Below are 13,182 nucleotides of genomic sequence, written 5' to 3'. Positions count from 1 at the left end.
TCTCCTTTCTTATTTTTTATTACTACGTTTTCTTACAATTAGTTTTTCTGAAGTTTTTTTAGTGTTTCTTGTTTTTACACCTAAAGCTTTCTTACCTCATGGAGTAACTGGAGACTTACGACCAATTGGAGCACGTCCTTCTCCTCCACCATGTGGGTGATCGTTTGGATTCATTACAGAACCTCTAACAGTTGGACGAATACCTCTTCATCTATTACGTCCTGCTTTTCCTCAGTTAACTAAATTGTATTCTTCGTTTCCTACTTCACCGATTGTTGCATAACATTCAGATAAAACTTTTCTAACTTCTCCAGATGATAAACGTAAAGTTACATATCTTCCATCATCATCTTTTCCTAAAAGTTGAACTGATGAACCAGCACTTCTTGCAATTTGTCCACCTTTTCCAGGTTTTAGTTCTACATTATGAAGTAAAGTTCCTTCAGGAATATTTTTTAATGGTGCTGAATTACCAACTTTAATATCAGCATTTTCACTAGCAACCACTTTCATTCCTACTTGCATTCCTTTTGCAAATAAGATATAACGTTTTTCTCCATCTACATAATTTACTAAACAAATAAATGCATTTCTATTTGGATCATATTCAATTGTTGAAATTGTTCCAAAAATATCTCTTTTATTTCTTTTAAAATCAATAATACGGTATTTTTGTTTGTGTCCTCCACCTTTATGGCGAGTAGTAATTAATCCGCGATTATTTCTTCCGGCTTTAGAGCTTTTAGAAACAACTAATGACTTTTCAGGATTATTTTTTGTTGTTAAAACAGCTGAATAGTCAATTGTAGTCATATTTCTACGACCATTAGTTGTTGACTTATACTTTTTAATTGCCATATTTTTCCCTTTCTATTTTGATGCGCTTATAATAATTTATCCGGGTCGATTTTTCTATAAGTCGCTTAGCACGTCTAATTTTTGACCTTCTTTTAATGTAATGATTGCTTTTTTATACAATGGTTTTTTACCAACATATTTTCCTAATCTTTTTTCTTTAGCATCATAATTAATAGTTCTAACTGATTCAACTTTTACTTCAAAGATTTCTTCAAAAGTTTTTTTAATTTGAACTTTATTAGCTTTTTTGTCAACTAAGAATGTATACACATTATCTTTATGACCAGAAAATGATTTTTCAGTCAATACTGGTTTTTTTAATACTTCAGTTATGTGCATTATGCGTATACCTCCTCAACTGCAACAGCAGCTTCTTCTGTAATTAGTAATTTAGTAGCATTTAATAAATCAAACACATTTAGTTGGTTAGCAGAAATTGTTTTAACTCCAGTAATATTATTTGAAGATTTAACTACTAATTCTTCTTTTTCTTTTGTAACAATTAATGTTTTTTGATCATCAATTTTTAAATTTTTCATTACTAAAACCATTTCTTTTGTTGATGGCTTAGCAAAGTCAAATTTGTCAACGATTACAAGATTATTTTCTTTAACTTTTAAAGATAAAACTGATCTAAAAGCTAAAGCTCTTACTTTTTTATTAACAGATTTTTTATAGTTAATATCTGGTGTTGGTCCAAATGTAACTCCCCCACCTTTTCATTGTGGAGCTCTAATTGATCCTTGACGAGCACGACCTGTTCCTTTTTGTTTTCAAGGTTTACGTCCTCCTCCAGATACTTCAGCACGGGTTTTAACTTTTTTAGTTCCTTGTCTTAAAGCAGTTTGTTGACTTATTACAGTATCATAAATAGCTTGTTGATGAGGTTCAATTCCCCACACATAATCATTTAAGGCAATTTCTTTAATTTCATTACCTTTAGTGTCTAAAACTTGTAATTTCATTTCTTACCTCAACTATGCTTGAACTGATGCATTTCTATTTAATAATTCAACTGCTTGTTTAGAACTCATACCTTTTACATTTTGCTTAATTTGTACAAAACTATTTTTAGGTCCAGGAATTGATCCTTTGATCAACATAATATTATTAGTTTGATCAATGACAATAATTTCTAAATTTTGAATAGTTCTTTTTACATTACCCATGTGCCCTGGCATTTTTTTTGATTTAAAAATACGGTTAATGATTGCTCCCATTGAACCAATTCCTCTATGATATCCTGAACCATGAGCCATTGGTCCTCTTGAGTAATTATGTCTTTTAATTCCTCCAGCAAATCCTTTACCTTTTGAAATTCCTGTAACATCAACGTATTCACCAGAAACAAAGATATCACTAACATTAATAACTTGTCCGATTTCATATCCTTGCATATTTCTGATTTCTTTTACGAAGCGCTTAGGATTTGAATTAGCTTTTTTAAAGTGTCCTAATTCAGGTTTATTTACTAAGTTAACTCTTTTATCAGTAGTACCTAATTGCACAGCAACATAACCATCACTGTCAATAGTTTTAACTTGTAAAACTGTGTTTGGTAGAACTTCAACTACTGTTACTGGAACTAATTGACCAGAATTAGTAAATACTTGAGTCATTTCTACCTTACGACCTAAGATTCCTTTCATTTTATTTCCTCCTAATTGATAATCACGTATATTCTGCTATTTGATATTTTGTTGTTTTTTAAATAAATAGAAGATTATAATTTAATTTCAATATCAACACCACTTGGCAATTGAACTCTTTTTAGAACATCCATTGTTGCTGCAGTTGGATTTAAAATTTCTAATAATCTTTTATGTGTTCTCATTTCAAATTGTTCACGAGAGTCTTTGTATTTATGAACAGCTCTTAAAATGGTAATAACTTGTTTTTCTGTTGGTAGTGGAATTGGTCCTCTAACTTTAGCTCCAGTACCTTCAGCAGCTTGAATGATTTTAGTAATGCTTTGATCAACAATAGCGTGATCATAACCTTTTAACTTAATTCTCATCTTGTTTTCTGCCATACTAACCTCCTAAATTTACTAATTTAATCAACAACCCCTATGGGTGTGTTGTAAAAAAGCACACAAAATATACATGCAATTAAAATTCTATACTTTTTTATATAAAAATACTAGATATACTTCAATTATTTTTTAATTATTTAATAAGCTAAATACTTTAATTACTTTTAATAATCTGAAGACTAAAATTTTAACTAAAAAACAAAAAAATTACATCAATTTGATGTAATTCTAACATTATATATCCTTTAATTTATATTTTTTAATTAACACTAATTAATTATTTTAAACATTTATTAAAAAACTTTAAAACCTGGAGTATCAGCTTTTTTATCTAATAATTCCTTTAGTTCTTGATCTAATTTTAAAATTGAAATTGAAAACCCACCCATTTCAATTGAAGTCATAAAGTTACCAACAAAAGTTTTATAAATTTTAATACCTTTATTAGTTAAAACATCATTTAAATGATTATTAATTACAAGTAATTCCATTTCAGGAGTAGCACCCATTCCATTAATCATAACTGCTACTTGTTCATCTTTATTAATTTGTATATTATTTAAAATTTTATCAGTTAAAGTATCTACAATTTGATCTGCTGGTTTTAATTTATCTCTATAAACTCCAGGTTCACCATGAATTCCAATTCCAATTTCCATTTCATCTTCATTTAATGAAAAATTAGATTTACCAGCAGCAGGAACAATACATGGAGATATTGCCATTCCCATAGTTCTAACATTATTTATTACTTTTAAAGCAACTTGTTTTACTTCTTGTAAACTAGCTCCCATTTCAGCTTTAGCACCAGCTATTTTATGAACAAAAACAGTACCAGCTACTCCTCTTCTTCCAGCAGTATATAAACTATCTTCAACAGCTACATCATCATTAACAACTACACTATCAACTTCAATTCCTTCCATACTTGCCATATCTTGAGCCATTTCAAAATTTAAAATATCACCAGTATAGTTTTTAATAATTAATAATACTCCTTTATTAGCATTACAACTTTTAATTGCTTGATAAACTTAATCTGGTGTTGGTGAAGTAAATACAGCTCCAGCAACAGCAGCATCTAACATTCCATATCCAACATATCCAGCATGTGCTGGTTCATGACCAGAACCTCCACCACTAACTAAAGCTACTTTATCTTTTTTAATATCATCATTTCTAATAATTACATCAAAACCTTCAACTCTTTTTAATTTATTTGGATAAGCTTTAACTAAACCTTCTAACATTTCATTAACTAATGTTTCAGGACTATTTATTAACTTTTTCATATCTACCTTTCATTTTTGAATTTTGTTTATTAGACTTACTTAAATTATACTATTTAATAAAATTGATATGAATTTTACAAATTTCACATACTGAAATATGTTTTAACTAATTGCACTTTAAAACTACTACTTGATAAGGTTTAATTTGTTTAAAGCTTTTATAATTATTAAAAATAACTTTTAAATTTAAAAATTGATTTAATTTATTAGAACTAATTTTTAAATCAGATAAATTAATAATTACTAAATATTTTTCGTTTAAATAAGTTCTATAAAAACTTAAAACATTAGGGTTCAAATTAATAAATTCAATATCTCCATAACTAAAAGCTAAATGTTTTTTACGTAATCTAATTAGTTTTTGATAAGCTTTAAAAATTGATTGAGACTTTGAATAATCTTTTTTAAAGTTAATATCTAAATAATTATTATTTACATCTATTCAAGGTCTATGAGAAGAAAATCCAGCATATAAACTATCATCTCATTGCATAACAGTTCTTGAATTATCTCTTGATCTATTACTAATAATATTTAAAATTTCTTCTTTTTTTAAACCTTTATTTTTTAAGATCTTATAATAGTTAATTGATTCAACATCTTTTAATTGATTAATATTTGAATAATTATTGTTTAACATTCCAAACTCTTCACCTTGATATAAATAAGGCGTACCTCTTAATAATAAAACTACACTAGCTAAACTAGTTGCTGATTGATAATAATAATTTTTATAATCACCAAACCTGCTAATAACTCTTGGTTGATCGTGATTGTTTAAAAAATTAGCAGATCATGCGTTATTTTTTTGAAAAGCAATTTGTTGAGTTTTAATCATTTTAACTAGTTGTTTTGGGTCATATTTTTTAATTTGTCATTTATCATTATTTAAATAATCAACTTTTAAATGATGAAACATAAATACCATATCTAATTCTTTAGATTCTTTTTTAGTATATAAAATTGCTTGTTTTAATGAAGTTGAAGATAATTCTCCAACTGTTATTACATCATTTTTTAAACTATAAGTTTTACTAGCCATTTCTTTTATATATTTATGAACTAGTGGTCTATCAGTATAATATTTTCTACCATCACCAATCAAATCATCTTTAAAAGTTTTTGGTTTTGAAATTAAATTAATAACATCAAATCTTAAACCTTTAACACCTTTATCTAATCAATAATTAATAATTTTAAAAATATCATTTCTTAAAGCTTTATTTTTCCAATTTAAATCAGCTTGAGTTTTATCAAATAAGTGTAAATAGTATTTATCTAATGTTTTATTATATTCTCATACTGATCCACCAAACTTACTTGTTCAATTATTTGGTAATTTATTTTTATTATCTACAAATATAAAGCGGTTTTTATATTTTTTATTAGTTAAAGCTTTTAAAAATCACTCATGTTCAGTTGAACAATGATTAAAAATCATATCCATCATAATATAAATATTTCTTTTTTTAGCTTGATTAACTAAGTTATTAAAATCAGTCATACTACCAAACATTGGATCAATTTTTTTATAATCACTAACATCATATCCATTATCTTTTTTAGGAGATAAATAAATTGGATTTAATCAAATAAAATTCACACCTAGTTTTTTTAAATAATCTAATTTTTTAATAATTCCTTGTAGATCACCAATTCCATCATTATTAGTATCATAAAAAGATTGTGGATGAATTTCATACACAATCGCTTCTTTATAATTAATTTTTTTCATTTAAATATTATTTTTTAATTTTAATGATGGGATCGGTTTTAACATTTAATAAATCATTACGTAGTTTAACAAAGTTAGGTAGAGTTCCTAAAAATCAAGTTAATATCATAGTAACAATAGTTGTTAATATTGCACTTATCATAAATCAAGTATATCCAGATCCAATTCAAGTTGTAACTCCTTTAACTTTTGAACTAGCTTGAATTGATAAAACTCCTAATCAAGCACCAACTCCAATACCATTTGAAGTTACTCCTGAAATTATTAATAATAAAGCACCTGTTGCAGATCCAATAATTGCTGCTATAAATGGATATAAGAAACGTAAATTAATTCCATACATTGCTGGTTCAGTTACTGCTAGATAAGCTGAAACAGTAGCTGAAGCTCCAGCATCTTTTACTTTTTGATGTTTTCTATTTAAAATAGTAAACATTAATGACGCACTACCTTGTGCAATATTTGACATACATAAAATTGGGAAAATAAATGAACCACCAATTGTTGCTGTGTTTTGAATCATTACAGCATTATACATTGTATGTAATCCAATAACAACAGTTGGAGCATATAATAATCCAAATATTGGGGCAAAGAAATATTTTGCAATTGGATGAGTTAATGCTCAACTTGAAGCAACTGAAATTGCAGAACCAATTACAAATCCAATAGGACCAATAATTGCTAATCCAACAGTATATGATAATACAATAACTAATAATGGAACAAAGATTTGTTTTAAAATAGCAGAAATAATTTTATTTAATCCTTTTTCTAAATAAACTCCAAAAAATGCTACACCAATTGCTGGTATTACTTGAGCAGTATATTGAAGTTTTCAAGGGAATTTAAATGCACCAAAATCAAAAGCAGGGGCATCTTTAAATATTCAAATGCTATCTTTTGCTAATGCTGAAATAGCATAAATATTTTCTAATGGTGGTAATAATAAAGTAAGTCCAATAATAATTCCTAATACTGGAGAACCATCCATTTTTTTAAATATTGACCAGCAAATTGCTACTGGTAAATATCAAAAGACTGCTTGAGCAGGAATTCATAAAAATTCATTTAAACCTTTTACAAATGCTGATAAAGCAACTAATGATTTACCTTCACCAGTTCAATCAGTTTCTAAAATGTTTCTAAATCCTAAAATTAACCCACCAGCTACTAGTGCTGGAATTAAAGGAATAAATATTTCTGAAAAATGACGTAATAAACGTTGATAAAATTTTTGATTTGATTTTTGTTTTGCAGTTATACTTTGAGAGTTTGAATCACTTGTTTGTGGTTGTTGATTAGTTAAATAATTTTTAAATTCTTTGTAATAATTTGTTACATCAACACCAATCACAACATGATAAGCACCAACAGGTTTAACTACTCCTTTAACATTATCTAAAGCTTCAATTGCTTTAGTATCTGCCTTAGAATTATCTTTTAAAACTAATCTAAGGCGAGATATACAATGAGTATATGAAACAATGTTGTCAGCTCCACCAAGTAAACTAACTAGTTCTTTAACTTCTTCTGTATATGATTTTTTTGCCATAAAGACCTCATAATATGGAATTGTTTCCACACTACAATTATATAATAAAAAATGAAACTAAAATTTTATCTATCTAAAACTTTAATTTCATAATTTAAGTATTTTTCATTTTTTTCATCTATAGGTTTATTATTTAAAATTTTATTAATACTCTCATTTATTCTTTGTACTAGATTTTGATAATCAATAGCTATACAGTATTGTTTTTCAAAAATCGGTAATAACAAACTATTTTTTTGATAAATATCAGTTAAAGTAATGTTTTTAAACTTTTGATTAACTATATATTTTAATAAAATTTTATGACAAGTATGAGTTCCACAAATAATGATTTTGTTATTTAGATTTAATTCTTTTATTAAATTATAAATACTAGTTTCACTATTATGTTCAAAAAATAAATAATCAAATTTAATATTTTTATTTTTAAATCAATTATTTAAACTATAAAAACGATCATATCCAGTTGATTTATTAGTTTCAGGTTTTTCACCAATATATAAAATTTGTTTTTGATGATCAAATTCATTTTGATTATTCATAGTTTCTAGTAACGAGATCATCATTTCTTGATCATTATTAATAAAATAAAACTTTCCTCAATCTTTTCCATAACTAATAAAAGGAATAGTAATTTTTTTTAAATAATCTCTAATTTTTAAATCATCACTAATAGCAAATAAAACTAAAGCAGCCGGTTTTCTTGCTACTACTTTTTTTAAGTATTTTAAATAAGTTTCTTGATTATAAGTAGTTTGAATTACAAATACCATTGTTTCAGAAAATTCTAATTGTAGGTACTTTAAGATTTTTTTAATAACAAAAGTATTACTTTTAGTTAAATCTGGAATTAAAAAATAAACTTCTTGAATTTTTCTTTTAATTGAATGAGCTGCAAAATTAGGTGAAAAATTATATTTTTCAACTACTTTTTTAATTAGTTCTTTTTTTTGATCACTAACATAACCATTATTAAAATAACGTGAAACTGTTCCAACTCCAACATTACATTCTTTTGCTATTGTACTTATTGAAATTTTTTTATTTTTCATTTTTAACTCTTTTAATAAATCAATTTTGTTTAATCATTGGACTAATAATTATAAATAAAACACAATAAGTAAATAAAACAGCAAAAAATAATATAAAAAAATAAGGAAAAGCAAAAGTTTTTACTCGTAAAAATTGAAATAATAATCCAACTACTAGTCCAATCAAAAAAAATATTAAATGATAAAATCAAGGAATTTTTTTAAATATTTTAGAGATCATTGTTTTATCTTTTGCTAAATTAAATTCATTCATACTTTTAGTCTCATAAATCTAAGTTTCTAAAATTATTTTATCATTTAAAAAAATAATACTTTTATTAGTTGATATATTACAAAACACTAGCACTTTTTTAAACAATTTTTAATTTTAATAGGTGAATTATGGATCAAAATAAAACAAATAATCTGATTTTAGCTGGAGCTATTATTTCAATAATCGGTTCTGTTATTTCAGTATTTTTACTTATTGGGTATCGCTTCCGTTTATATGTTTTATGTAAATATTTTATTTGGATATTATTTTCAATTTTTGGTGCTATTTTTAAAATCTTTTTTTAATTTCATAGGATTAGCAATTAGTTCTGTAATTTTAAGTATTTTATGTCTTGTTCCTAAATTTAAAAATAATAAAAAATTAGTTTTAACAGTTGATATATTTAATGTTGCTTTTGGATTTATTGCTGGGGGAGTTTTATTAATAATTGGAGCTAATAACATATCAAGTTCAGCAGTTATAAGTACTACAAATACAACTACTCAAATAATTAGTACTGAACCAATGAATAAAGAAATAATAAATCCAGAAATAGAAGAAAAAAATATTCATATTAAAAAATCAGAACAAAATCTAGACTCACTAAAAATTACTAAAAAACAATTTAAATATAAAAAAACTAATTTTAGCTAGATTAATTTTAAGTTTAATAGGGGCAATCATCGGATTTTTGATAAATATTTTTTATACATTTGATTTAACTCAGTTACACATATACATCAGACGACGTGAGATATATAGATATCTTGAGTCATTAATAATCGAAACGTCATTTTCAGCTTTTAATTCAATAGGTTTATTTACACTTTTAATTATGAGTATTGTAGGTTTATCAACTCTTAAAAAGAACAAAGATATTCTTTTAATATTTATAGTAGCTATAGCAATCCCATTATTTAATCCAATATTTATAAATTCATTTGGTGGAATACTAATTTTAGTAGGTGTAATTATTAAAAAGATAATTGAGCAAAAAGAAGAAATTATTCAAAAAATTACAAAATAAGTCATAATAATTTAATTAAATATATAACAATGTAAGTTTTAAAACTTACTTTTTTTATTTTTATTTACTGTAAAACAAAAAAAGAAGATCAAAATGATCTTCTTAAATTATGTAAATTAAATTCTTATATAAATAATTAATTTATCTTATTAGTAATATGAATGTCAAATAGAACAATTTGTAAGATATTTGGTTGTTTAAATTTTAAAAATAAAGAGCACAGTAGTGCTCGAGTTTTCTAATGGTGCTGACTATAGGAATCGAACCTACGACCTACTGATTACAAGTCAGTTGCTCTGCCTGCTGAGCTAAGTCAGCATAAATAAAAAATGGTGGAGTGTATAGGACTTGAACCTATGACCGCCTGCTTGTAAGGCAGGAGCTCTCCCAGCTGAGCTAACACTCCGAAAATATGGTAGCCTGTACGGGGTTCGAACCCGTGTGTCCACGGATGAAAACCGTGTGTGTTAACCGCTTCACCAACAGGCCAAGATAATGGCGGCTTTTACAGGGCTCGAACCTGTGACAAACCGGTTAACAGCCGGTTGCTCTACCTGCTGAGCTAAAAAGCCATATCTTTTAATTGGTCATATTTATCTAAGACACTAAAAATAATACCATTACTGATTATCATTTTCAAGATTTTACTTAATATTTTTTTATTTTTATAAATTATTTTTTAACTACCATAAATGTATTTATCATCTGAGTACTTTTGATTAAATTTTGAAAGTTTATCTTTAGTCATAACTGATTTTAAAGCATTTGCAAAATTTTGAGCATTTCCAACTTTTTTAACATCTCAAGAACTTAAATTTTGATTGAATTTATCTGCTGAAGAAAACATTCCATTCATCGATTCAACATTACCTGTATTTCACAAATTAATATCTTGATTAAAACTAGTAGCTTCAGTAAACATACCATCCATACTTTTAACTTTTGAAACATTTCAATTATTTAATGGCTGATTAAAACTTATAGCGCTTCTAAAAGTATAAGTTAGATCTGTTAAACTATCAGTCTTTCAATCATTTATATTTTGATTAAATGTTATTGCTCCATCAAACAAAAAATCCATATCAGTAACCTTTGAAACATTTCAGTTACCTATTGGTTGATTAAATTTTTCAGCTTCAAAAAACATAGCTGACATATTTACAACATTAGAAATATTTCAACTAGAAATATTTTGATTAAAGCTTTTTGCTAAATAAAACATGTTTTTTAAAGAAATAATGTTTTTAGTATCTCATTTGTCAATATTAGTGTCTTTTTTCATTTTTATTTTTTTAAAAGAATCACTTAATGAATTAATTTTTAATGGCAGATCAATTGGAACTTCTTTTGTATTTTCATCTAATCTATTTAAAACATAATAATCTACATTTTTTATTGTTTCTTTTTATAACCTAATTAAGTTACTTTAGTTTTAGTATCATCACTATATTTAGTTTCTACATACTCTTTTACAGTTTTTGGCTTAAATTCAAAAACATTACCAAAAACTCTGATCTTAACAGAGTTCTTATTAGCATTATTATCTAAAACTAAATGTTTATCTTTTTGATTTTCATCAAATAAAATAACTTCATTTAAATTTTTTTTACTTAAAAATACTTTTAGTTGATCTAAAACATCTTTATAAGTATGAAAAGTTGCAAAAGTATTATACAAATTTATTATTTTTTTACTAGTATTTTTTAAAAAATTAAATAAAAAAAAAATAAGCAATTGCTTATTTTGTCTAATTATTTTTTTAACTCATCATACATTTGTTTAAATTCAGGATCAAAGTTAAAAATAGATTGTAGTTTATCTTCACTTAGTTTGTCTTCTTTTACTAGTTGATAAGTTCTTTTTACTTGTTGGTATTTTTCAGTTTTTTTAGCTTGTTCTAATTTTTGATTATTAATTTGATTATTATTTATTCTACTTATATTTGCATGATAATGATCTGCAACTATTTGTTGGTTTGGATTATCAGTTTGATTTATATTAGATATAAATTGATCTTTAGACTGATTATTAGTTTGATTTTCAATTTGATCTTGTTCTTTAGATTCAGTTTTTTGTTTATTATCAATTTGATTTTCTAATTGATTATCAGTGTTTTTTTCTTCTTCATCTTTATATTTATTACTACTAAAAATAATTAAAAATCCACCAATTATACATACTATTGAAACTATACTAAAAATAACTAGAATTTCTAAATAAATTGTTGTTTTATGATAATTACTAATAACTGATAAACACAAACTAATAGCACACATTAAAAACACATAACTACTAATTGTAATTAAACTAATTCCACTAATTGTATTTAATTTAATATTTGTAGTATTAACAACAGTTCCTAAAGTAATCCCAACTATTCCAAACATAAATCCAATAGTTGCTAATAACATAAATATAGCACTTGATATTTGAATAATTAAATTAGCCTTTTTAAAAATATCATTATATATATAATGTCTTTTAGGATGATTATTTTTAAAACTAGTTTTCATAATTTTCCTTTATATGTAGTTTGTATAATTTGAATGTATTTTCTAATAACATACTAACAGTCATAGGTCCAACACCACCTGGAACTGGAGTAATATATGAACAAAGTTCTTTAACATTTTCAAAATCAACATCACCAACTATTTTATTAGTAATTGGATCTTTTATAATTCCAACATCAATTACAATAGCATTTTTTTTAATCATATCTTTTTTAATAAGCGCTTGTTTTCCAGTAGCTGAAATTACTATATCAGATCTTTTAGTATATTTTTTTAAACTCTTTGTATTTTTATTACACATACTAATTGTTGCACCCATATTAGATAACATTATTGCTAAAGGTTTTCCAACAATATTTGAAGTTCCAATAATAGTTATATCTTTTGATCTAACATCAATATTATAAGCTTTTAATAAATTAATAATTCCAATTGGTGTACAAGGATAAATAGTATTATAACCTTCTAACATTTTTCTTTGATTAATATAGTGAAACCCATCTACATCTTTTAAAGGATCGATTGCTTGTAAAAACTCTTGTTCATTTAAATGTTTTGGTAATGGTAATTGTAATAAAATTGCATCAACACTATTATCATTATTTAATTGATTAATTTGATCAGATAACATTTCACTAGTGATATTTTGATCAAATCTTAATAACACTGATTCAATTCCTACTAAGTTACAAGCTTTTATTTTATTTGAAACATATAATTCACTTGCTGGATCATTTCCAATTAAAATTACAGCTAATTTAGGTTTTTTATAGTTTTTATTTAAATATGTGTCAATTTGTTTTTTTAAAGCTTCTTTAATTTGTTTTGAAACTAACTTACCATCTAAAATAACCATACTATC

15 protein-coding genes, 4 tRNA genes and 1 pseudogene are annotated in these 13,182 nt (G+C 25.1%); 2 read left to right on the top strand and 18 right to left on the bottom strand.

Translation table 4 applies throughout. The annotated features are described in order from the left end of the window. Positions 1-9: 9 nt before the first annotated feature. The 10 genes and pseudogenes from rplB to V2P32_RS01515 all read right to left on the bottom strand — a co-directional run bounded on the left by rplB (position 10) and on the right by V2P32_RS01515 (position 8,780). The gene (gene rplB / locus V2P32_RS01560; protein ID WP_013447962.1) at positions 10-858 is read right to left on the bottom strand and encodes a 50S ribosomal protein L2; all 849 of its coding nucleotides are present in this window, start codon (positions 856-858) and stop codon (positions 10-12) included. Positions 859-912: 54 nt separating this feature from the next. Next, positions 913-1,197, bottom strand: coding sequence for a 50S ribosomal protein L23 (gene rplW / locus V2P32_RS01555; protein WP_434343808.1), 285 nt, complete (start codon positions 1,195-1,197; stop codon positions 913-915). Continuing rightward, positions 1,197-1,823, bottom strand: a complete 627-nt coding sequence (gene rplD, locus V2P32_RS01550; RefSeq protein ID WP_434343807.1) for a 50S ribosomal protein L4 — start codon at positions 1,821-1,823, stop codon at positions 1,197-1,199. Before rplD ends, rplW begins: the two co-directional genes overlap by 1 nt. A 12-nt stretch (positions 1,824-1,835) precedes the next feature. Further along, positions 1,836-2,507 (bottom strand): 50S ribosomal protein L3, encoded by a 672-nt coding sequence (gene rplC, locus V2P32_RS01545; protein WP_434343806.1) that lies wholly within the window; start codon positions 2,505-2,507, stop codon positions 1,836-1,838. 74 nt (positions 2,508-2,581) lie between these two features. Continuing rightward, entirely contained in the window at positions 2,582-2,890 is a 309-nt protein-coding gene (gene rpsJ, locus V2P32_RS01540) for a 30S ribosomal protein S10 (RefSeq protein WP_011387545.1), read from the bottom strand. 296 nt (positions 2,891-3,186) lie between these two features. Further along, positions 3,187-4,185: pseudogene (gene dhaK / locus V2P32_RS01535) on the bottom strand (dihydroxyacetone kinase subunit DhaK). Between the two features lie 106 nt (positions 4,186-4,291). Then, positions 4,292-5,920 (bottom strand): alpha,alpha-phosphotrehalase, encoded by a 1,629-nt coding sequence (locus V2P32_RS01530; RefSeq protein WP_434343805.1) that lies wholly within the window; start codon positions 5,918-5,920, stop codon positions 4,292-4,294. A 7-nt stretch (positions 5,921-5,927) separates the two neighbouring features. Continuing rightward, positions 5,928-7,475, bottom strand: coding sequence for a PTS transporter subunit EIIC (locus V2P32_RS01525; protein ID WP_434343804.1), 1,548 nt, complete (start codon positions 7,473-7,475; stop codon positions 5,928-5,930). A 65-nt stretch (positions 7,476-7,540) separates the two neighbouring features. Beyond that, positions 7,541-8,527: a LacI family DNA-binding transcriptional regulator gene (locus V2P32_RS01520; RefSeq protein ID WP_434343803.1), complete on the bottom strand. Its 987-nt coding sequence runs from the start codon at positions 8,525-8,527 to the stop codon at positions 7,541-7,543. After that, a complete protein-coding gene (locus V2P32_RS01515; RefSeq protein ID WP_434343802.1) occupies positions 8,517-8,780 on the bottom strand; it encodes a TIGR04570 family membrane protein in 264 nt (87 codons plus the stop codon). The genes V2P32_RS01520 and V2P32_RS01515 overlap by 11 nt, the downstream gene beginning before the upstream one ends. A 234-nt stretch (positions 8,781-9,014) precedes the next feature. On the opposite strand from V2P32_RS01515, the gene V2P32_RS01510 reads away from it, so the two are divergent. Together V2P32_RS01510 and V2P32_RS01505 are read left to right on the top strand one after the other, a co-directional pair. Beyond that, entirely contained in the window at positions 9,015-9,434 is a 420-nt protein-coding gene (locus V2P32_RS01510; RefSeq protein ID WP_434343801.1) for a hypothetical protein, read from the top strand. Between the two features lie 37 nt (positions 9,435-9,471). After that, complete coding sequence (locus tag V2P32_RS01505) at positions 9,472-9,807, top strand: hypothetical protein (RefSeq protein WP_434343800.1); 336 nt, start codon at positions 9,472-9,474, stop codon at positions 9,805-9,807. A 242-nt stretch (positions 9,808-10,049) separates the two neighbouring features. Here V2P32_RS01505 and V2P32_RS01500 read toward each other — a convergent pair. From V2P32_RS01500 to V2P32_RS01465, 8 genes are all read right to left on the bottom strand, one after another. Continuing rightward, positions 10,050-10,125: transfer RNA gene (locus V2P32_RS01500), tRNA-Thr, on the bottom strand. A 12-nt stretch (positions 10,126-10,137) separates the two neighbouring features. Next, positions 10,138-10,213: transfer RNA gene (locus V2P32_RS01495), tRNA-Val, on the bottom strand. A gap of 7 nt (positions 10,214-10,220) precedes the next feature. Beyond that, positions 10,221-10,296 (bottom strand) — tRNA-Glu (locus V2P32_RS01490). A gap of 7 nt (positions 10,297-10,303) precedes the next feature. After that, positions 10,304-10,379 (bottom strand) — tRNA-Asn (locus V2P32_RS01485). 107 nt (positions 10,380-10,486) lie between these two features. Then, entirely contained in the window at positions 10,487-11,089 is a 603-nt protein-coding gene (locus V2P32_RS01480) for a BspA family leucine-rich repeat surface protein (protein WP_434343799.1), read from the bottom strand. A gap of 134 nt (positions 11,090-11,223) precedes the next feature. Further along, positions 11,224-11,484: a hypothetical protein gene (locus V2P32_RS01475; protein ID WP_434343798.1), complete on the bottom strand. Its 261-nt coding sequence runs from the start codon at positions 11,482-11,484 to the stop codon at positions 11,224-11,226. Positions 11,485-11,558: 74 nt separating this feature from the next. Beyond that, positions 11,559-12,320 (bottom strand): YIP1 family protein, encoded by a 762-nt coding sequence (locus V2P32_RS01470; RefSeq protein ID WP_434343797.1) that lies wholly within the window; start codon positions 12,318-12,320, stop codon positions 11,559-11,561. Continuing rightward, positions 12,310-13,176, bottom strand: a complete 867-nt coding sequence (locus tag V2P32_RS01465) for a bifunctional 5,10-methylenetetrahydrofolate dehydrogenase/5,10-methenyltetrahydrofolate cyclohydrolase (protein ID WP_434343796.1) — start codon at positions 13,174-13,176, stop codon at positions 12,310-12,312. Before V2P32_RS01465 ends, V2P32_RS01470 begins: the two co-directional genes overlap by 11 nt. Positions 13,177-13,182 lie beyond the last annotated feature (6 nt).

This window comes from Mycoplasma sp. 06067-C1-B144P-99-0482-3 (assembly GCF_051053925.1).
Lineage (GTDB): Bacteria > Bacillota_I > Bacilli_A > Mycoplasmatales > Mycoplasmataceae > Mycoplasma > Mycoplasma leachii.
The sequence above is the reverse complement of the archived record's forward strand: the minus strand, read 5'-3'. Positions and strand labels throughout refer to the sequence as shown.